This is a genomic window from Janthinobacterium aestuarii (genome assembly GCF_046113285.1).
Lineage (GTDB): Bacteria > Pseudomonadota > Gammaproteobacteria > Burkholderiales > Burkholderiaceae_D > Janthinobacterium.
This window is the reverse complement of sequence record NZ_CP142524.1, coordinates 6,011,516-6,031,577: the sequence shown is the minus strand read 5'-3', so window position 1 is coordinate 6,031,577 and position 20,062 is coordinate 6,011,516. Positions and strand designations below refer to the sequence as shown.

General features: G+C 62.6%; 17 protein-coding genes. 14 read left to right on the top strand and 3 right to left on the bottom strand.

From position 1 onward, the window contains the following. Positions 1 to 23: 23 nt before the first annotated feature. From OX462_RS27170 to OX462_RS27105, 14 genes are all read left to right on the top strand, one after another. Positions 24 to 971: a glycoside hydrolase family 43 protein gene (locus tag OX462_RS27170; protein ID WP_409027438.1), complete on the top strand. Its 948-nt coding sequence runs from the start codon at positions 24 to 26 to the stop codon at positions 969 to 971. A gap of 18 nt (positions 972 to 989) precedes the next feature. Continuing rightward, positions 990 to 2,060, top strand: coding sequence for an aldose epimerase family protein (locus OX462_RS27165; RefSeq protein ID WP_409027437.1), 1,071 nt, complete (start codon positions 990 to 992; stop codon positions 2,058 to 2,060). Between the two features lie 200 nt (positions 2,061 to 2,260). Beyond that, positions 2,261 to 4,003, top strand: a complete 1,743-nt coding sequence (locus OX462_RS27160; protein ID WP_070289427.1) for an IlvD/Edd family dehydratase — start codon at positions 2,261 to 2,263, stop codon at positions 4,001 to 4,003. Between the two features lie 12 nt (positions 4,004 to 4,015). Further along, entirely contained in the window at positions 4,016 to 5,008 is a 993-nt protein-coding gene (gene araD1, locus OX462_RS27155) for an AraD1 family protein (RefSeq protein ID WP_409027436.1), read from the top strand. Then, positions 5,005 to 6,582: an aldehyde dehydrogenase (NADP(+)) gene (locus tag OX462_RS27150; RefSeq protein WP_070219030.1), complete on the top strand. Its 1,578-nt coding sequence runs from the start codon at positions 5,005 to 5,007 to the stop codon at positions 6,580 to 6,582. Before araD1 ends, OX462_RS27150 begins: the two co-directional genes overlap by 4 nt. A gap of 75 nt (positions 6,583 to 6,657) precedes the next feature. Next, entirely contained in the window at positions 6,658 to 7,425 is a 768-nt protein-coding gene (locus OX462_RS27145; protein ID WP_070219031.1) for an SDR family NAD(P)-dependent oxidoreductase, read from the top strand. Between the two features lie 208 nt (positions 7,426 to 7,633). Then, positions 7,634 to 9,184: an alpha-N-arabinofuranosidase gene (locus OX462_RS27140; RefSeq protein WP_070219032.1), complete on the top strand. Its 1,551-nt coding sequence runs from the start codon at positions 7,634 to 7,636 to the stop codon at positions 9,182 to 9,184. 65 nt (positions 9,185 to 9,249) lie between these two features. Continuing rightward, positions 9,250 to 10,275, top strand: a complete 1,026-nt coding sequence (locus tag OX462_RS27135; protein ID WP_409027435.1) for an arabinan endo-1,5-alpha-L-arabinosidase — start codon at positions 9,250 to 9,252, stop codon at positions 10,273 to 10,275. 161 nt (positions 10,276 to 10,436) lie between these two features. Further along, entirely contained in the window at positions 10,437 to 11,411 is a 975-nt protein-coding gene (locus tag OX462_RS27130; protein WP_409027434.1) for an ABC transporter substrate-binding protein, read from the top strand. A 9-nt stretch (positions 11,412 to 11,420) separates the two neighbouring features. Continuing rightward, the gene (locus OX462_RS27125; protein ID WP_409027433.1) at positions 11,421 to 12,962 is read left to right on the top strand and encodes a sugar ABC transporter ATP-binding protein; all 1,542 of its coding nucleotides are present in this window, start codon (positions 11,421 to 11,423) and stop codon (positions 12,960 to 12,962) included. Continuing rightward, entirely contained in the window at positions 12,959 to 14,044 is a 1,086-nt protein-coding gene (locus OX462_RS27120; protein ID WP_409027432.1) for an ABC transporter permease, read from the top strand. Before OX462_RS27125 ends, OX462_RS27120 begins: the two co-directional genes overlap by 4 nt. Beyond that, positions 14,041 to 15,015, top strand: a complete 975-nt coding sequence (yjfF, locus tag OX462_RS27115; RefSeq protein ID WP_070289435.1) for a galactofuranose ABC transporter, permease protein YjfF — start codon at positions 14,041 to 14,043, stop codon at positions 15,013 to 15,015. Before OX462_RS27120 ends, yjfF begins: the two co-directional genes overlap by 4 nt. A 4-nt stretch (positions 15,016 to 15,019) precedes the next feature. Next, on the top strand, positions 15,020 to 15,991 hold the full coding sequence (locus OX462_RS27110; protein WP_409027431.1) for a glycoside hydrolase family 43 protein: 972 nt from the start codon (positions 15,020 to 15,022) through the stop codon (positions 15,989 to 15,991). A gap of 93 nt (positions 15,992 to 16,084) precedes the next feature. Then, positions 16,085 to 17,026: a LysR family transcriptional regulator gene (locus OX462_RS27105; protein ID WP_070219038.1), complete on the top strand. Its 942-nt coding sequence runs from the start codon at positions 16,085 to 16,087 to the stop codon at positions 17,024 to 17,026. 115 nt (positions 17,027 to 17,141) lie between these two features. Here OX462_RS27105 and OX462_RS27100 read toward each other — a convergent pair whose 3' ends face one another. The 3 genes from OX462_RS27100 to OX462_RS27090 are packed head-to-tail and all read right to left on the bottom strand — an operon-like array spanning position 17,142 to position 20,041. Next, a complete protein-coding gene (locus tag OX462_RS27100; protein WP_409027430.1) occupies positions 17,142 to 18,407 on the bottom strand; it encodes a DUF6445 family protein in 1,266 nt (421 codons plus the stop codon). A 46-nt stretch (positions 18,408 to 18,453) separates the two neighbouring features. Continuing rightward, positions 18,454 to 19,185 (bottom strand): hypothetical protein, encoded by a 732-nt coding sequence (locus tag OX462_RS27095; RefSeq protein ID WP_409027429.1) that lies wholly within the window; start codon positions 19,183 to 19,185, stop codon positions 18,454 to 18,456. A gap of 31 nt (positions 19,186 to 19,216) precedes the next feature. Then, on the bottom strand, positions 19,217 to 20,041 hold the full coding sequence (locus OX462_RS27090; RefSeq protein ID WP_409027428.1) for a hypothetical protein: 825 nt from the start codon (positions 20,039 to 20,041) through the stop codon (positions 19,217 to 19,219). Positions 20,042 to 20,062: the final 21 nt, after the last annotated feature.

The window sequence follows — 20,062 nt, the reverse complement described above, 5'->3', positions numbered from 1 at the left end:
AATAATTGAATGGAGCAAGCAACATGGCAGACATCTTGAAACCGCTGATCGAACAGCGCGCAGACCCGCATATCTACCGCCACAGCGACGGCTATTATTATTTTACGGCCTCGGTGCCCCAGTACGACCGCATCGAATTGCGCCGCGCCGCCAGCATCGCGGGCCTGGCCGATGCGCAAAAAGTTGACGTGTGGCACAAGCCGGACACGGGACCGTACAGCGAGCTGGTATGGGCGCCCGAGCTGCATTTCAACCAGGGCGCCTGGTATGTGTATTTCGCCGCCGCGCCGAGCCGCGAAATCAAGCATAAGCTGTTCCAGCACCGCATGTATGCGATCCGCAATGCCAACGCCAACCCCTTGGAAGGCGAATGGGAATTCATGGGATCGATCGACACGGGCATCGACACCTTCTGCCTGGACGCCACCACGTTCGAACACGACGGCGTGCTGTACTACCTGTGGGCGCAGAAGGATGTGGCCATCGAAGGCAACTCGAACCTCTACATCGCACCGATGGCCACGCCGTGGCAGCTGGCCGGCCCGCCCGTGATGTTGAGCAAGCCGGAATTCGACTGGGAAATCCGCGGCTTCTGGGTTAACGAGGGACCGTCCGTGCTGAAACGCAATGGCAAGATCTTCATCAGCTACTCGGCCAGCGCCACCGATGAAAACTATGCGATGGGCCTGCTGTGGGCTGACGAGTCCGCCGACTTGCTCGACCCGTTTTCCTGGACCAAGTCGCCTGATCCCGTGTTTGCCACCTGCTACGAGCACGGTATCTATGGCCCCGGCCACAACAGTTTCACGACGGCCGCCGATGGCGATGGCGTGTTGCTGGTGTACCATGCCCGCACGTACACGGAAATCGTCGGCGACCCGCTGTGGAACCCGGATCGTCACACCTTTGTGAAGCCGCTGCGCTGGGATGCGCAAGGCATGCCCGTGTTTGGCCGCTCATCGACCCTGTAACGTTCCGGACCCGACGCCATGACCCCAGTTGATTCTGTTTCAGTGACGCAAGCGCCGTTCGGCATCCTGCCCGATGGCCAACAAGTGACGGCCTTTACCCTGACGAACCGCCAGGGCATGCAGGTGAAAGTGCTCGACTTTGGCGCCATCATCAGCGAAATCCACGTGCCTGACCGCGACGGCCGCTTTGCCGACGTGGTGCTCGGTTTCGATCGCCTCGAACCGTATTTGCACAACAGCGCTTTCCTGGGCGCCGTCATCGGCCGTTACGGCAACCGCATCGCCGAGGGCCGTTTCAGCCTCGACGGCAAGGAATATCAGCTGGCCGTGAATAACCCGCCCAATCACTTGCATGGCGGCAACCAGGGCTTTCACCAGGCCATGTGGCAAGCCGCGCCGTTCACCAGGGACGACGCCGTCGGTATCACGTTCACGCGCAGCAGCCCGGACGGCGAAGACGGCTACCCGGGAAAGCTCGACGTCACCTTGACCTATGCACTGGACAACGACAATGCGCTGAGCCTGCGCTACCACGCCGTCACGGACCAGGCCACGCCCATCAACTTGACTAACCACAGCTATTTCAATCTGGCGGGGCAGGGCACTATCCTCGGCCACGCGCTGTCCGTCAACGCGGACCGCTACCTGCCCGTCGATGCGGGGTCTATCCCCACGGGGGAACTGGCGGACGTGGCCGGCACGCCGTTCGACTTGCGCCAGCCCACTGTCATCGGCGACAGCATCGCCTTGCCGCATGAACAGCTGCGCATCGGCCGCGGCTACGACCATAACTTCGTGCTGAATCAAAAGCCGGGGCAGTTGCTGAACCTGGCCGCCAGCGTGCGCGAGCCGCAATCGGGGCGGGTGATGCAGGTGTACACGCAGGAGCCGGGCATCCAGTTTTATTCCGGTAACTTCCTCGACGGCAGCCAGCACGGCAAGCAGGGCCCCATCCTTTACCGCGGCGCGCTGTGCCTGGAAACCCAGCATTTCCCGGATTCGCCGAACCAGTCGCATTTCCCGAACACCATTTTGCGCCCGGGCGAGGTGTATCAGACGGAAACGGTCTATCGGTTTTCCGCAGAATAATCGTCGCAGACCCCAAAAACCTTCCACGCCCTGCCGCCATGCGCCCGCAGGGCGTTTTCATTGGGGCATGCCGATATCGTTTTCGATATCGGAACGCATTAAAAATTGATTGGAAAGGCATGGCAGGATTCTTTAGTATTCCAACATCGCTGCCCGGGCCGACGACCTTAGATCCGGCATGGCACAACCAGGAGAATGGCATGTCTGAGACAAAAAAGAAGGTAGCCCTGCGCTCGGCCGAGTGGTTCGGCTCGCAGGACAAGAACGGCTTCATGTACCGCAGCTGGATGAAGAACCAGGGCATACCTGACCACGAATTTCACGGCAAGCCCATCATCGGCATCTGCAATACCTGGTCCGAACTGACCCCCTGCAACGCGCATTTCCGCCAGCTGGCCGAACACGTCAAGCGCGGCATCCTGGAAGCGGGCGGTTTCCCAGTGGAATTCCCCGTCTTCTCGAACGGCGAATCGAATCTGCGCCCGACAGCCATGCTGACGCGCAACCTGGCCTCGATGGACGTGGAAGAATCGATCCGCGGCAACCCGATGGACGCCGTCGTGCTGCTGGTCGGCTGCGACAAGACGACACCGGCATTGCTGATGGGCGCGGCCAGCGTCGACATTCCCACCATCGTCGTCAGCGGCGGCCCCATGCTGAACGGCAAACTCAATGGCAAGGACATCGGTTCCGGCACGGCCGTGTGGCAGTTGCACGAGCAAATGAAGGCGGGATCGATCACCTTGCACCAGTTCATGTCGGCCGAATCGGGCATGTCGCGCTCGGCCGGTACCTGCAACACCATGGGCACGGCCTCGACGATGGCCAGCATGGCCGAAGCGCTGGGCACGTCCTTGCCGCACAACGCGGCCATCCCAGCCGTCGATTCGCGCCGCTACGTGCTGGCGCACATGTCGGGCATCCGCATCGTTGAAATGGTGCACGAAGACCTGCGCCTGTCGAAAGTGCTGACGCGCGAGGCATTTGAAAACGCCATCAAGGTCAACGCGGCCATCGGCGGCTCGACCAATGCCGTGATCCACCTGAAGGCGATTGCCGGACGCATCGGCGTGCCCCTGGAGCTGGAAGACTGGACGAAAACGGGCCGCGGCACGCCGACCATCGTCGACTTGCTGCCGTCGGGCCGTTTCCTGATGGAAGAGTTTTACTACGCGGGCGGCTTGCCGGCCGTCATACGCCGCCTGGGCGAGGGCGACTTGCTGCCGCACAAGAATGCGCTGACCGTCAACGGCAAGTCGATCTGGGACAACTGCGTCGAAGCGCCGATCTACAACGACGAAGTCGTGCGCACCCTGGACAATCCATTGCTGGCCGATGGCGGCATTTGCGTGCTGCGCGGCAACCTGGCACCGCGCGGCGCCGTGCTGAAACCATCGGCCGCCTCGCCGCATTTGATGCAGCACCGGGGCAAGGCCGTCGTGTTCGAGGATTTCGAGCACTATAAATCGCGCATCCTCGATCCGGACCTCGACGTCGACGCGAACTCGGTGCTGGTGATGAAAAATTGCGGCCCGAAAGGCTATCCGGGCATGGCCGAAGTGGGCAACATGGGCTTGCCGCCGAAACTGCTGGCGCAAGGCATCACCGACATGGTGCGCATCTCGGATGCGCGCATGAGCGGCACGGCCTATGGCACCGTCGTGCTGCACGTGGCGCCGGAAGCCATGGCGGGCGGCCCGCTGGGCATCGTCAGGGACGGCGACATGATCGCCCTTGACTGCCACGCCGGCAGCCTGAATATCGACATCAGCGACGCGGAAATCGCCGAGCGCCTGGCGGCCCGCGAGCTGGGCAGCGCGCCCGGACCGAAGAGCGGCTACCAGCAGCTGTACATCGAACACGTGTTGCAGGCCGATGAAGGCTGCGATTTCGACTTCCTGGTCGGCAATCGCGGTTCCGCCGTGCCGCGCCACTCACACTAAGCGGAGAATCCCATGCTGTTGCTGCAATTTACGAATGAACATGGCGGCCGCCTCGTCGGCCTGCTGCAAGATGACGTCATCCGCGTCATCGAAGGCTACAACACGACCTATGCGCTGGCGCAAGACGCCATCCGCAAAAAGGTCAACCTGGCGGAACTCGTGAACGCCAGCGTCGGCAACGCCACGCATGCGTATGCGGACGTGGCCGCCAGCGGCCGCCTGCTGGCGCCGCTCGACCATGCGGACGAGGCGCACTGCTACGTGACGGGCACGGGCCTGACCCATTTGGGCAGCGCCGGCGCGCGCGACGCCATGCACAAGAAGATCGGCGGCGACGCCGAATCGCTGAGCGACTCGATGAAAATGTTCCGCCTGGGCGTGGAAGGCGGCAAGCCGGCCGACGGCACGGCCGGCGCCCAGCCCGAGTGGTTCTACAAGGGCGACGGCTCCATCGTGCGCGCTGGCGGCCAGCCCCTGCGCATGCCGGACTTTGCCCTCGATGGCGGCGAAGAGCCGGAAATCGCCGGCCTGTACGTGATCGGCGATGACGGCCAGCCCTACCGGGTCGGCTACGCCATCGGCAATGAATTCTCGGACCACGTGACGGAACGCCAGAACTATCTGTACCTGGCCCACTCGAAGCTGCGCGTCTGCAGCGTGGGCCCGGCCCTGCTGGTGGGCGAATTGCCCGCGCATATAGCCGGCACCTCGCGCGTGCTCGATACGGCCGGCAATGTGCGCTGGGAAAAAGCGTTCGTCAGCGGCGAAGACAATATGTCGCACACGATCGCCAACCTCGAGCACCATCACTTCAAGTATCCGCTGTTCAAGCGCCCTGGCGACGTGCACGTGCACTTCTTCGGCACGGCCACCCTGAGCTTTGCCGATGGCGTGAGCGTGGCGCCGGGCGAAACCTTTGAAATCGAAGCGCCGGCCTTTGGCCCTGCCTTGCGCAACCGCCTCGACGTCTTCCCAACCGAATTTGCGAAAGTGAGCACATTATGAGTTTCAATATCACCGGTGATGCATTGATCGGCGGCGTCGCCGTCAAGGGCAATGGCGGCTCCTTCGAAGCGTGGGACCCGGCCGCGCGCGCACACATCGCGCCCGCCTTCCACATGGTTGACGTAGCGCAAATCGACGAAGCCTGCCGTCTGGCGCAAGCCGCGTTCGACCCGTTCCGCGCCACCAGCGATGCGCAGCGCGCCGACTTCCTCGACACCATCGCCGCGCAAATCGGCGAACTGGGCGATGACTTGATCGTGCGCGCCATGACGGAAAGCGGCTTGCCTCGCGCGCGCCTGGAAGGCGAACGCGGCCGCACCGTCGGTCAATTAAAACTGTTCGCCGGCTTGCTGCGCGAAGGCTCGTGGACCGATGCGCGTATCGACAGCCCGCTGCCGGACCGCGTGCCGCCCCGTCCTGACTTGCGCTTGCGCATGATCGGCCTGGGCCCCGTCGCCGTGTTTGCGGCCAGTAACTTCCCGCTGGCCTTCTCCGTGGCCGGCGGCGATACGGCCTCGGCCCTGGCTGCCGGCTGCCCCGTCGTCCTGAAAGCCCATTCGGCCCATCCGGGCACATCCGAGCTGGTGGCGCGCGCGATTGTGAAAGCGATTGCCATCTGCAAGCTGCCGGCAGGCGTGTTCGCCTTGCTGACGGGCACGGGCAACGGTATCGGCCAGGCCTTGGTCGCCCATCCGGCCATCCAGGCTGTCGGTTTCACGGGTTCGCGTTCGGGCGGCATCGCCCTGATGAAGGTGGCGGCGGAACGTCCGCAGCCGATCCCCGTCTATGCGGAAATGAGCAGCATCAACCCCGTGTTTGTGCTGCCGCAAGCCCTGGCCGCCCGTGGCGCGGCGATTGCCAGCGGTTTTGCCGCGTCGCTGACGATGGGCGTGGGCCAGTTCTGCACCAATCCCGGCCTCGTGCTGGGCCTGGAAGGTCCGGACTTTACGGCGTTTGCCGCCGCCGCCGCCGAAGCGCTGGCGCCGGCCCCTGCCGCCACCATGCTGACGGCTGGCATCGCCAGCAGCTATGCCAAGGGCGTGGCCGCGCTGGCGCAGCACGCGGACGTGACGCCGCTGGTGCAAAACACGGGCGACGAAGGCAAGGGCGCCGCCGCCCTGTTCGTGACCTCGGGCGAGGCCTTCCTGGCCAGGCACGATCTGCGCGACGAAGTGTTCGGTCCCGCCTCCCTGCTGGTGGCGTGCCGCGACATGGAGCAAATGCTGGCGATCACGGAAAGCCTGGAAGGCCAGCTGACGGCCACCTTGCAGATGGATGCGGGCGATCTGGAAGACGCGCGCCGTTTGCTGCCCGTGCTGGAACGCCGCGTGGGCCGCATCCTGTCCAACGGTTTCCCGACGGGCGTGGAAGTGTCGACGGCGATGGTGCACGGCGGCCCGTTCCCGGCCACGTCGGACGGCCGCAGCACCTCCGTGGGCACGGCGGCCATCAACCGCTTCCTGCGCCCCGTGTCCTACCAGAACCTGCCGCAGGACTTGCTGCCGGAGTCGCTGCGCGATGATAATCCGCTCAGTATCTGGCGCCGCAAGGACGGCGTGTTGGGCAAGGAATAACAACACGGCGAGCCGCATATCGAATGCGGTACGCTGTGGTGCACGTGTACATAAAAATAAACAGGTGGAGACAAGATGAAGCAATTGGCGAAATATGGCAGCTTGCAGGGCAAGCGCGTGTTCATCACGGGCGGCGGCAGCGGCATCGGCGAATCCCTGGTGGCGGAGTTTGCCGCCCAGGGCGCGCTGGTGGCGTTTGTCGACATCGCCGTGGAAGCGAGCGAGGCCCTGTGCCGCCGCCTGGCTGAAGCGGGCATGACGGCGCCCCTGTTCCGCTATTGCGACATCACGGATATTCCATCCTTGCAAGTCGTCATGGCGGAACTGGCGCAGAAGCTGGGCGACTTCGATATTCTCGTCAACAACGCGGCCAACGACCAGCGCCACCAGGCGCAGGACGTCACCCTGGAATACTGGAACGAGCGCATTGCGATCAATCAACGTCCCATGTTCTTCACCTGCCAGGCCGTCTTCGAGGGCATGAAGCGCAAGGGCGGCGGCTCCATCATCAACGTCAGCTCGATTTCCTGGCACATGAAGTCGGGCGGCTACCCTGTGTATGCCACCACCAAGGCGGCCGTCGTGGGCCTCACGCGGGGCCTGGCGCGCGATTACGGCGCTCACAATATCCGCGTCAACACGGTCACGCCCGGCTGGGTCATGACGCAGCGCCAGATCGAGCTGTGGGTCGACGACGCGGCGGAAGTGGAAATCAAGAAAAGCCAGTGCCTGCCCAATAAACTGATGCCGCAGGACATCGCCGCCATGGTGCTGTTCCTTGCGTCGGACGACGGCGCGATGTGCTCCTCCCAGGAATTCATCGTCGATGCCGGCTGGGTCTGACAAAACGTCCAGGGCGTTGTTGCCTTGCCTAGCCGTACTGTCGTACTGTCTTCGGCAAGGCGCCTAGCCCTGGACGTTTTGTCGGCCGCGGGCCTTCCCGCCTTACCCCATTCGTGTATGCCTCCCACTCCGTAGCCGGAGAGGCATCGCCACATCCAATGCCGGCTTGATCCCGGCCCTTGCTTTTCACTAAAAAACAGGAGACAGCATGAAATTCATCCATACCAGCATCGTAGCCCTCAGCCTGGCCATGGCCGTCGGCAGCGCTTTTGCCGCGCCCGTCAGCGTCACCATCGACGTGGCCAGGCCTGGTCCCGTGATCAACAAGAACGTGTATGGCCAGTTCGCCGAACACCTGGGCACCGGCATCTACGAAGGCATGTGGGTGGGGCCGGAGTCCAGCATTCCGAACACCAAGGGCTGGCGCAATGACGTGCTGGGTGCGCTGAAACAGTTGCACGTGCCGCTGGTGCGCTGGCCGGGCGGCTGTTTTGCCGATGAATACCACTGGAAGGATGGCATCGGCGCGCGCGCCCAGCGCCCGACCAAGGTCAACACCAACTGGGGCGGCGTGGAAGAGTCGAACGCCGTCGGCACGCATGAATTCTTCGACCTGGCCGAGTTGCTGGGCGCGCAGACCTATATCAACGGCAACCTCGGTTCCGGCACGCCGCAGGAAATGTCCGAATGGCTCGAATACATGACCTCGGACAGCAAATCGACCCTGGCCGAGTTGCGCCGCAAGAATGGCCGCGCCCAGCCGTACAAGGTCGATTACTTTGGCATCGGCAATGAAGCGTGGGGTTGCGGCGGCAACATGCGCCCGCAGTACTACGCCGACCTGTACAAGCACTATCACACCTTCATGAAGACGCCGGAAAGCGCGCGCCCGAAATTCATCGCCAGCGGCGGCAATGACGACGACACCAGCTGGTCCAGCACCCTGAGCCGCGAGATCAAGCCGAACATGATGGATGCCATCAGTTTCCACTACTACACGGTGCCGACCGGTGTGTGGGAAAAGAAGGGCGCCGCCACGGGCTTTGGCGAAAACGAGTGGATTTCCACCCTGAGCCGCACCCTGCGCATCGATAGCTTGATCAAGAACAATCTCGCCGCCATCGACAAGAACGACCCGTCGAAAAAGACGGGCCTGTACGTCGATGAATGGGGCACCTGGTACGACGTGGAGCCGGGCACCAACACGGGTTTCCTGTTCCAGCAAAACAGCTTGCGCGATGCGCTGGTCGCCGCCCTGAACTTCAATATCTTCCATGCCCACGCGGACAGGGTGCGCATGACGAATATCGCGCAAATGGTCAACGTGCTGCAGGCCATGATCATCACGGACAAGGATAAATATTTCCTTACGCCTACGTATCACGCGTTTGAAATGTACGTGCCGTTCCAGGACGCCACCTCGCTGCCGGTCGCTATTCAAGGCAACGGCAAGTACAGCCTGGGCAAGGTCAGCATTCCTGAAGTGAGCGCCTCGGCCGCGCGCGCCAGGGATGGCAAGGTGTATCTGTCGCTGGTCAACACGAATCCGCACAAGGCCGTCGACGTGAGCGTGGCGCTGGCCGGCAAGCCGGCGGCCAAGGTCACGGGCCGCGTGCTGACCGCAGGCAAGATGGATGCCGTCAACAGCTTTGCGCAACCGCAAGCCGTGCAGCCGGTGGCGTTCAATGCCCAGGCGCAGGGCGGCAAGCTGACCGTGTCGGTGCCCGCCAAGGCGGTGGTGGTGGTGGCGGTCGAGTAAACCTGCCGATTTTGAGGTATCCAGCCGGCCCGCATGACGGGCCGGCTGGCCATGTGGAGAACACGATGCAATTTTCGACAATGATGGCCTTGGCGGCCATGCTTGCGTTCAGCCCCGTCCAGGCGGCCCAGGTCAGCGTGCACGACCCCGTGATGGCCAAGGAAGGCGACACGTATTATTTGTACAGCACGGGTCCCGGCATCACCTTCTACAGCTCGAAGAATATGCGCGACTGGCAGCCGGAAGGGCGCGTGTTCGCGGGCCAGCCGACCTGGGCCAAGACGGCCGCACCGTCGTTTGACGACCATATCTGGGCGCCCGACGTCCAGTTCCATGACGGCAAATATTACCTGTACTACTCGGTGTCCGGCTTCGGCAAGAACACCTCCGGCATCGGCGTAACCGTCAACACCACCCTGAATCCCCGCTCGCCCGATTACCGCTGGGTCGACCAGGGCATGCTGCTGCAATCGGTGCCCGAGCGCGACGAGTGGAATGCCATCGACTCGAACATCGTCACCGATGCCAAAGGCACGCCGTGGATGGCCTTCGGCTCGTTCTGGAACGGCATCAAGCTGGTGAAACTCAACGCGGACTGGAAAACCATTGCGGAACCGCAAGAGTGGCATTCGCTGGCGCGCCGCGCGCCGCTGCCGCCACGGGCGGGCGAATTCAAGCCCGCGCCCGAGGAAATCGAGGCGCCGTTCATCTTCCAGCGCGGCAATGAATACTTCCTGTTCGTCTCCTGGGGCTTGTGCTGCCAGAAGGAAAAAAGCACGTATCACCTGGCCGTGGGCCGTGCCAAGAGCGTGACGGGGCCGTATCTGGACAAGGATGGCCGCGACATGGCGCAGGGGGGCGGCACGGTAGTCTTGAAAGGCGACAAGGATTGGCGGGGCCTGGGCCACAACAGCGCCTACACTTTTGACGGCAAGGATTACCTGGTGCTGCACGCCTACGAAACGGCGGACAACTATTTGCAGAAGCTCAAGATATTGCCCATGACGTGGGACAAGGACGGCTGGCCGCAGGTGGATCCGCGCGACTTGAACCGCTACCAGAGCCGCGAATTGCCGGCCGCCAAACGGTAAGCGGACCAGGTGATGGGCGGCAGGTGATACGTAAATCGGTATCGCAAGCGAAAAAGAATTGATTGGATGGCTATGTTGCTTTCTCCTACCATGGGTTCATAAAAAACCGCCCATCCGGCATCCGGCTGTGATGGTATTCCAAAAAAAAACTGGAGACAAGAATGAAATTGACACGCCGTACACTCCTCGCCAGCGCCATGCTGCTGGCCGCTTCCGCCACCACCTTCGCTACCTCGTCCGCGTTTGCCGCCAAGCCCCTCGTCATGGGCTTTTCGCAGGTAGGCGCCGAGAGCGAGTGGCGCACCGCCAATACCGTCTCCATCAAGGAGGCGGCCAAGAAAGATGGCGTCACTCTGAAATTTGCCGATGCGCAGCAAAAACAGGAAAACCAGGTCAAGGCCCTGCGCTCGTTCATCGCGCAAAAGGTCGACGTGATCGCCTTCTCCCCGGTCGTGGAATCGGGCTGGGATACGGTGCTGCGCGAAGCCAAGGCCGCCAAGATTCCCGTCATCCTGACGGACCGCGCCGTCAACGTGGCCGACAAATCGCTGTACGTGACCTTCATCGGTTCCGATTTCGTGGAAGAGGGCCGCCGCGCCGGTCAATGGCTGCTCGAGCACGCCAAGAAAACCCCGGACGCGCAACTGAACATCGTCGAACTGCAGGGCACGGTCGGTTCCGCGCCGGCCATCGACCGCAAGGAAGGCTTCCAGGAAGTCATCGGCAAGAATCCCAAGATGAAGATCATCCGTTCGCAAACGGGCGACTTTACGCGCGCCAAGGGCAAGGAAGTGATGGAAGCGTTCCTCAAGGCGGAAGGCAAGAAGATCAACGTGCTGTACGCGCACAATGACGACATGGCCATCGGCGCCATCCAGGCAATCGAAGAAGCGGGCATGAAGCCGGGCAAGGACATCATCATCATCTCGATCGATGGCGTCAAAGGCGCGTTCGAGGCCATGATCGCCGGCAAGCTGAACGTCACCGTCGAATGCAGCCCGCTGCTGGGCCCGCAACTGATGTCCATCGCCCGCGACGTGGTGGCCGGCAAGCCCGTGCCGGCGCGCATCACAACGGTGGAAGGCGTGTTCCCTGCCGAGGTGGCCGCCAAGGAATTCCCGAACCGTAAGTACTAAGCTTGCCGCATGATGAATACGCAAGCGCAACACAACGCCGCGCCAGCTCCCTTGCTGGAGTTGCGCGGCATCAGCAAGTCCTTTCCTGGCGTCAAAGCCCTCAGCGACGTTGCCCTGCGCCTGTATCCGGGCGAAGTGCACACCTTGATGGGGCAGAACGGCGCAGGAAAGTCGACCCTGATCAAGGTGCTGACGGGCGTCTACACGCCCGACAGCGGCCAGATTCTGTTTGAAGGCAAGCCCATCGCCCCCGCCTCCACCTCGGACGCGCAGGCGCTCGGCATCAGCACCGTGTACCAGGAAGTCAATCTGTGTCCGAACCTGTCGGTGGCGGAAAACATCTTTATCGGCCGCTACCCGCGCCGCTTCGGGGCCATCGACTGGCGTTCCATGCAGCAGCAGGCGCGTGCCTTGCTGCAGCAATTGCAGATCGATATCGATGTCACCGCGCAATTGTCCAGCTTTCCGCTGGCCATCCAGCAAATGGTGGCTATTTCGCGCGCGCTGAACATTTCTGCCCGCGTGCTGATCCTCGACGAACCCACGTCCAGCCTGGACGAGGCGGAGGTCCATCTGCTGTTTTCCGTGCTGCGCCGCCTGCGCGAGCAGGGCATGGCGATCCTGTTCGTGACGCACTTCCTCGACCAGACCTACGCCATTTCCGACCGCATCACGGTCATGCGCAATGGCGAGCGCGAAGGCGAATACGCGTGCAGCGAACTGTCGCGCCTGGCGCTGGTGAACAAGATGATCGGCGTGGCGGCCGATACGCAGGCGCAAGAACTGGATCTGGCGCAAGAAGCGGGCGCCGCCAGCTTCGGCCCGACTGTGCTGGAAGCAACAGGACTGGGCCGCAAGGGCGCCTTGCTGCCCATGGATTTCCACATCCGCCAGGGTGAATTGCTGGGCCTGGCCGGCTTGCTCGGTTCTGGCCGTACGGAACTGGCGCGCTTGCTGTTCGGCGCCGACAAGGCCGACTCGGGCACGATCACCATGCAGGGCCAGCCGCGCCACTTCAATGTGCCGCGCGACGCGATTGCCCGCGATATCGGTTTTTGCTCGGAAGACCGCAAGCACGAGGGGGCAATTTTGTCGCTGTCCGTGCGCGAAAACATCATTTTGGCCTTGCAAGCCCGCACGGGCTTGCTGCGCGCCATTCCGTTCAAGCGCCAGCAGGCGCTGGCCGACGAATACGTGAAGGCGCTCGGCATCAAGACGGCCAGCATCGAAACGCCGATCGGCAGCCTGTCGGGCGGCAATCAACAAAAGGCCTTGTTGGCGCGCTGGCTGGTGACGTCGCCCGCCATGCTGATTCTCGACGAACCGACGCGCGGCATCGACGTGCGCGCCAAGCAGGAAATCATGAGTTATGTCAGCAAGCTGTGCCGCAAGGGCATGGCGATTCTGTTCATCTCGTCCGAATTGCCGGAAGTGCTGCGCTGCAGCGACCGCATCGTCGTCATGCGCGACCGCAAGGCTTGCGGCGACTATGCGCGCGGCGAGCTCGATGACAGTTCCGTGCTGCAGGTGATTGCCGGAGAGACAGCATGAGCATGACCACACCGTCGCCCGCCGCCCCTGCGGCGCGGGCGGCTGCCACCACGGATTCTTCCATTGTGCATACCGTTTTACACCACCCCCTGAGCCGGCCCCTGGCCGCGCTGTGCTTGCTGCTGCTGGTCGATTTCTTTGCCATCCCCGGCTTTTTCCACCTGGAAATCCGCGATGGCCATTTGTACGGCAGCGTGATCGATATCGTCAACCGCGCGGCGCCCTTGATGCTGGCGGCCCTGGGCATGACCCTGGTGATTGCCACGCGCGGCATCGACATTTCCGTGGGCGCCGTCGTGGCCCTGTCCGGCACCGTGGCCGCCATGCTGATCGGCGGCACCATGGTGATGGACAACGGCGTGCCCACTTACGTCAGCAACATCCCCATGGGCTGGGCCTTGGCGGCGGCGCTGGGCGCGGCCCTGCTGTGCGGCGCCTGGAATGGCGTGCTGGTGGCGGGCCTGGGCTTGCAGCCCATCGTCGCCACCCTGATCCTGATGGTGGCGGGGCGTGGCCTGGCGCAATTGCTGACCGATGGCCAGATCGTCACCGTCTACTATCAGCCGTTCTTTTTCATCGGCAGCGGCTACCTGTTCGGCTTGCCCTTTTCCCTGTTCCTCGTCGCGGCCGTGTTTATCATCACGGCCCTGCTGATGCGCAAAACCGCCCTGGGCCTGTTCATCCAGGCCGTCGGCATCAACCCCGTCGCCGCGCGTCTGGCCGGCATTCGGACGGCGACATTGATTTTCTTTGTCTACGTGTTTTGCGCCGCCTGCGCGGGCTTGTCGGGCTTGATGATCAGCTCGAACATCAAGAGCGCGGACGCGAACAATGCGGGCCTGATGCTGGAACTCGACGCCATCCTGGCCGTCACCCTGGGCGGCACGTCCCTGGCCGGCGGCAAGTTCAGCTTGGTCGGCAGCATGATAGGCGCGCTCATCATCCAGACCCTGACGTACACGATCTATTCGCTCGGCGTGCCGCCCGAAGTGAACATGGTCGTCAAGTCGGTCGTCGTCTTCCTCGTCTGCCTGTCGCAATCGTCGGAATTCAAGCAATTGCTGCATCGGAGAAAAGCATGAAGGGCTTGCTGCACACCCCGTATTTCACCTCGCTCGTCACGGTCTTGCTGCTGGTGGTGATGCTGGGCCTGGGCGGCGCCGCCTATCCGGGCTTGCTGTCGACGCAAGTGATCTTTAACCTGTTGATCGATAACGCCTTTTTGCTGGTGATCGCCGTCGGCATGACCTTCGTCATCGTTTCCGGCGGCATCGACCTGTCCGTCGGTTCCGTGTTGGCCCTGTCGACCATGATCGCCGCCTGGCTGCTGAACGTGGCGCACTGGCCGCCGCTCCTGGTGATCGTCACCGTGCTGGCGCTGGGCACCGTGTTTGGCGCCGGCATGGGCGCGTTGATCCATTATTTCAAGTTGCAGCCCTTCATCGTCACCCTGGCCGGCATGTTTTTGGCGCGCGGATTGTGCTATTTGATCAGCATCAATTCCATCACCATCGACGATCCGCTGTTCGTCGCCATGTCGCAGACCCAGCTGGGATTCCTCGGCGGTTTTGTGTCGCCCGGCGTCGTCATCGCCGTGCTGACCCTGCTGCTGGCCATCTGGCTGGCGCACGCCACGCCGTTCGGCCGCGCCGTGTATGCGATCGGCGGCAATGAGCAGTCGGCCCTGATGATGGGCTTGCCCGTGGGCCGCACCAAGGTCTTCATTTATGCCTTCAGCGGCTTTTGCGCTTCGCTCGGCGGCGTGCTGTTTTCGTTCTACATGCTGTCCGGCTATGGCTTGCATGCGCAAGGCACGGAACTGGACGCGATTGCCGCCGTCGTCATCGGCGGCACCCTGCTCAGCGGCGGCTACGGCTATGTAGCGGGCGCCCTGTCCGGCGTGCTGGTGCTGGGGACCATCCAGACCCTGATCGCCTTCGACGGCACGCTCAGCTCGTGGTGGACCAAGATCGTCATCGGCGGACTGCTGTTCGTCTTCTGCGTCGTGCAAAGACTGATGGCCATGGGCCAGAAAAATACCAACGGGAGTTAATCTGATGTTCAAGCAACACACACGTGCCGCCATTGGCATGGCGGCGGTGCTCGCCTGTGCGGCATGCGGCGCGCAGGCGGCCAACCCCATCGTGAAAAATATCTACACGGGCGATCCGGCCGCGCTGGTCGACAATGGCCGGGTATATTTGTACGTGGGCCACGATGAAGCGAGCGCCACGGATACGGATTACCGGATGCACGAGTGGCGCGTGTATTCCTCGTGCGACATGGCCAATTGGACCGACCACGGCTCGCCCGTGCGCTTTTCCACTTTTGCCTGGGCCGGCAAGGATGCGTGGGCGGGCGACATCGTCAAGCGCGGCAGCAAGTATTATTTTTACTCGACCGTCGACCATAAAACCATCCCCGGCAAGGCCATCGGCGTGGCCGTGTCCGACAGCCCCACCGGCCCCTTCGTCGACGCGCGCGGCAGCGCCCTGGTCACGAACGACATGACGAAACAGACGGCGATCCCGTGGGACGACATCGACCCGGCCGTCTTCATCGATACGGATGGCCAGGCCTACATTTATTGGGGCAACACGGTCTTGAAATACGCCAAGCTCAAAGCCAACATGACGGAGCTCGATGGCCCGATTTTGACCTTCGGCATGGATGCGTTTACGGAAGCGGCCTATATGCACAAGCATGCGGGCACGTATTACCTGTCGTACTCGCGCAACTTCCCGGAAGAAACGGCATATTCGACGGGGCCCACGCCCACAGGCCCATGGCATTTCCGCGGCGCCATCATGGACAAGAATGCCGTCGTGAAAACCATCCACCAGGCCATCATCGAGTTCAACGGCAAGTCCTACATCTTCTATCACAACGACAAGTTGCCCGGCGGCGGAGAATACCGGCGTTCCGTGGCCGTGGAAGAGCTGAAATACAAGCCGGACGGCACGATCGAATTCATTCAGCAAACGGCTGGTCCGGCCTCCAACCCGAGCGCCGCCTGCAAGGCATCGTGACCGCTCGTTGACCACGCACAAAAAGGAGACAGACCGATATCAATAAGATCGATCTCAGTGAGAAATTGATATCGATCATGATATGATTTATTCATGGATACCCTCAACCCCAACTGGTTCTTGCGAGCCCGCCTGAAGACGCGGCAATTGCTGCTGTTGATCGCCCTTGACGAGCAGCGCAACATCCATCGCGCGGCGGAAGAATTGCACATGACGCAGCCGGCCGCGTCCAAGCAAATCAAGGACCTGGAAGAGATGCTGGACGTGCGCCTGTTCGACCGCTTGCCGCGCGGCATGGAGCCGACCATCTACGGCGAAACGATGATACGCCACGCGCGCATGGCCCTGACGAGTCTATCCTTGGCGCATGACGACATCGTCGCCCTGAAATCAGGCCTGACGGGCCAGGTGGAAGTGGGCGTCATCATGACGCCGGCCATGGCCTTGCTGCCGCGCGCGATTGCCCGCATCAAGCAGCAGGCGCCGCTGATGCGCATCGGCGTGCACCTGGAGCACAGCAATACCCTGATGGACATGCTGCAGCACGGTACCCTGGATTTCATGATCGGGCGCATCCTGGAAAAGGAAAGCAGCGCCGGCCTCATCTATGAAGAATTGACGGAAGAGCCGGCCAGCGCCGTGGCGCGCAATGGCCATCCGCTGCTGTCGCGCAAGAATCTGCAATTGAAGGACCTGGCGGCCCAGCCGTGGATATTGCCGCCGCAAGGCAGCATCCTGCGCCACCGTTTCGACATGATGTTCCGCCGCGCCAGCCTGGAGCCGCCCGTCGACGTGGTCGACACGACGGCCTTGCTGCTGATCACGTCATTGCTGCAGCAGACGGACTCGCTGCACGTGATGCCGACGGAAGTCGCCCATTACTATGAGTCGCTGAACGTGCTGAGCATTCTGCCCATCGAACTGCCGTGCAAGATGGATGCCTTCGGCATCATCCGCCAGCAGGATCATTTGCTGTCTCCGGGGGCGGATATGCTGTTGAAAGCGGTACGGGCGACGGCCGCCGACATGTATTGACCCGAGGCGGTGGTTGTGTCGGATTACGCGTTCCGCTAATCCGACCTACGCATGGTCCGGTGACTGGTAGGTCGGATTAGCCCGCAGGGCGTAATCCGACAATTGCCCGTTACGCCTAATCCGGCACCTCAAAGAAAAACAGCTGCACCAATCGTCCATTTTCCGGCGTGTCGCCAAACACATTGCTGATCGAGTGAAAGTAGTGGCCCTTGTAGACGATCAACCGGTTGTGGCGCATCGGCACTTCCAGCAGGGCTTGCCAACTGTCGCGCTGTTCCTGTAAGTCGTTGAATTTCTGTACTTTACTGTTCGGCAGCCAGCGTTTCTGGAAATCCTTGAAGCTGGCGTAGCCGCCCGCCTTGACGTCCGCCTCGGGCAGTCGCCGGTACCAGCCGCTGGGCTGGTGGCGCCAGAACGTGGTGCCGCCCTGGCACTGTTCGGGCGGGTTCAGATACAGCACGCCCGCATAGAAATTGAAATTGTTGCCCGTCTCGTTGTCCACGTGGATATCCGTGCGCGCCATCGCGTCCGCATAGCTGAGGCGATACGAGCCATTGTCGGGCGAGATGAAACGGATGGGGCGGCCCAGCGCCGTGGCGATGCGCTCCATGATGGCTTGGCTGGGCTGGCCCGCCGTCTGGCTGCCCGGATAATTCTGTCCCGCATAGCGCTGCTGCTCGAACGGTAAATTGAGCGCCTGGGCGCGCCAGGCGGCCGGATCGGGCAGGAAATCGTCGAGGATGTGCAGGTCGGTTTCACGGAAAAAATCGTGTATGTCATCTGCGACATTGAGCGGCGTCAATGTTTCTGCCTGTTCCGCTTGCGGACTGGCAAAGCCAATGCAGCACGTTTGCGCCAGCGCCGGATGCAGCGCCAGGGCTTGCGCATAGCGGGCCAAGGCCAGTTCCTGCTGTCCCGTGCGGTAATACAGCTCGGCCAGGCCTTGCAGGGTTTGCCAGCGCTGGGGGCGCAGGGCGTGGGCCCGTTCCAGTTCCGCGATGGTCTCCATCAGCCGCTGTTTCCCCATCAGCAATTCGGCATGGCTGATGGCGAAATCGTGTTCGTGCGGCGCCAGCCGCGCCGCCATGGCGTAGCTGGCCAGCGCCGCCTCGCTGTCCGTGCCGCGCAGCACGTTGCCGAGGTTGTAGTGGAACAGAGGGTTCTCCGGCTGCTGCCTGAGCGACAGTTTCAACAGGCCCAGGCCGAAGGCGCCCTGGCCCAGTTCCAGCATCGCCAGGCCCTGGAAATGCTGCGCTTCGGCCAGGGCCGGATCTTGCTTGTAAGCAGCCTGGTAAGCGTTGATCGCTTCGATCAGCTTGCCTTGCTGCTGCAGTTGCCGGCCCTTGGCCAGCTGTTGTTCCGCCAGTGTCTGTTCGCCCATGTCGCTATCCCGATGCAATGTGGCGAACAGTGTAACCGAGCTCGTTCTACAGCGCCTGGCTGACAGGAATTTCCTGTCCGTTCAGCTTGATCGCCACCTTGACGATCTGCGCCTTGACCTGGTTGCTGGCCATGTCCGCTTCCTGGGCGTAGGCATACACGATGATGGCGAAGTCCTTGTAGCCGCTGCGGGCCGCCTCGATCTTGCGCGCCGCCTCCTGGTCCACCTTCAGCAGCGCGTAGCCGTCGCCGTTGGTAAATGCCAGCTTGTAGTCGCCGTTGTCGTACATGTAGTAATACGTGCCCGCGTCGGCGAACTTGGCGGGGAAGGCGGCCTTGTCCATGGCGTACGGCGACAGCGCGCCCTGGCCGTTGATCTGGTAGCGCAGGTAGCGTTTCGTCTTGGCTTCATTGACCTTGGCGTCGATCTGCGGTTTCAGCGCGTCGAGCACTTCCTGCTTGCGGAAGGCGTCGTTGCTGCCCGCATATTCGCGCGAGATGCGCTGCGCCACGGCCGCGTAGTCGGGCGGCACGCCGGACAGGGCGATGTAGCTGTACATCAGCTGGTTGCCGCTGGTGATGTCGATATAGCTGGCGTTTGGCGTGGCAGCATCCGCTTGCGGCAGGCTTGCGGCGGCCGCCTTGACTTGCGCCTTGGCGGCCATGTCGGCGACATTCGCGGCGACGGGGGCGGAGGCGGCCGGTGTGGCGGTGTCGGTCTTGCCGCAGGCGGACAGGATCACGGCGATGGCGAGCAGGGCGGGCAGGGTACGGTTCATGATATTTCCTTTAGTGAATGTGTGAGGTGACTTAGCCGATGGTTTTACGTTTGTATTCGCCGATGCCGTAAGCGGCCAGGACAATGCTGGCCGCCAGCACCAGGTAAAAGCCGATGCCGAACGAGAGTCCCTGCCACACTTGGCCCAGCATTTCGCTGGCCATCTGCTCGGCCATGCGGGCCGCGCGGCTGCCCATGATGCCGCCCATGGCGTTGCCCGCGTCGCTGACGGCGCTCTTGATCTTGATGAACAGCAAGCTGCTGTGGAGGACGATGAACAGCAGCGGCGCGCACTTGCCCAGCGCCGCTTTCGGGTGGTTGCTGGCCATGGTGGCGCAGCAGGCGGTAATGGCCAGCAGGAAGAAGAATTGGGCCGAGGTAAAACCGCTGCCGCCATCGCGGGCAAAGCTTTCCAGGCTGTCCGCGGACAGGCCCAGCAGCTGCCAATAGGTGCGCGAGACGGAGGCGAACAAACGGATGCCGATGGTGTTGAAGATGAAGGCGCCGGCGATCAGCACGCCAAGAGCCCCCAGCACCTTGACGCCGAGCGCCGAGACGGCCCGGCCCCACAGTTGCTGGCCCTTGTCGCGCGCCAGCTTGGCGGCACCGGCCATGTCTTCCTGGGCCAGCTGCTGGGCGGGAATGGCCGTGACGGTGGCGAGGCCGCCGACGTCGTCGAAGCGCACGTCGACGACGGCGTTGATGGCGGGCGCCACGTCCGAGCGCCAGTGGGTGGCCACGTCGAAGGCATGCTGGATGCCGGCCACGCTGACGGAACCCTGTCCGCTCGGTTGATAGGCGAGGATGCGGCCCCGTTGGCCGGTGGTAATGGTTGCTGCCGGGCTGGATGTGTGCATAAGATTTCCCTGGTCACTGTC

Bases quoted from the DNA above. Each gene is read 5' to 3' on its own strand.
- OX462_RS27170 (WP_409027438.1), top strand. From the start codon at position 24: ATGGCAGACATCTTGAAACCGCTGATCGAACAGCGCGCAGACCCGCAT.
- OX462_RS27165 (WP_409027437.1), top strand. From the start codon at position 990: ATGACCCCAGTTGATTCTGTTTCAGTGACGCAAGCGCCGTTCGGCATC.
- OX462_RS27160 (WP_070289427.1), top strand. From the start codon at position 2,261: ATGTCTGAGACAAAAAAGAAGGTAGCCCTGCGCTCGGCCGAGTGGTTC.
- araD1 (WP_409027436.1), top strand. From the start codon at position 4,016: ATGCTGTTGCTGCAATTTACGAATGAACATGGCGGCCGCCTCGTCGGC.
- OX462_RS27150 (WP_070219030.1), top strand. From the start codon at position 5,005: ATGAGTTTCAATATCACCGGTGATGCATTGATCGGCGGCGTCGCCGTC.
- OX462_RS27145 (WP_070219031.1), top strand. From the start codon at position 6,658: ATGAAGCAATTGGCGAAATATGGCAGCTTGCAGGGCAAGCGCGTGTTC.
- OX462_RS27140 (WP_070219032.1), top strand. From the start codon at position 7,634: ATGAAATTCATCCATACCAGCATCGTAGCCCTCAGCCTGGCCATGGCC.
- OX462_RS27135 (WP_409027435.1), top strand. From the start codon at position 9,250: ATGCAATTTTCGACAATGATGGCCTTGGCGGCCATGCTTGCGTTCAGC.
- OX462_RS27130 (WP_409027434.1), top strand. From the start codon at position 10,437: ATGAAATTGACACGCCGTACACTCCTCGCCAGCGCCATGCTGCTGGCC.
- OX462_RS27125 (WP_409027433.1), top strand. From the start codon at position 11,421: ATGATGAATACGCAAGCGCAACACAACGCCGCGCCAGCTCCCTTGCTG.
- OX462_RS27120 (WP_409027432.1), top strand. From the start codon at position 12,959: ATGAGCATGACCACACCGTCGCCCGCCGCCCCTGCGGCGCGGGCGGCT.
- yjfF (WP_070289435.1), top strand. From the start codon at position 14,041: ATGAAGGGCTTGCTGCACACCCCGTATTTCACCTCGCTCGTCACGGTC.
- OX462_RS27110 (WP_409027431.1), top strand. From the start codon at position 15,020: ATGTTCAAGCAACACACACGTGCCGCCATTGGCATGGCGGCGGTGCTC.
- OX462_RS27105 (WP_070219038.1), top strand. From the start codon at position 16,085: ATGGATACCCTCAACCCCAACTGGTTCTTGCGAGCCCGCCTGAAGACG.
- OX462_RS27100 (WP_409027430.1), bottom strand. From the start codon at position 18,407: ATGGGCGAACAGACACTGGCGGAACAACAGCTGGCCAAGGGCCGGCAA.
- OX462_RS27095 (WP_409027429.1), bottom strand. From the start codon at position 19,185: ATGAACCGTACCCTGCCCGCCCTGCTCGCCATCGCCGTGATCCTGTCC.
- OX462_RS27090 (WP_409027428.1), bottom strand. From the start codon at position 20,041: ATGCACACATCCAGCCCGGCAGCAACCATTACCACCGGCCAACGGGGC.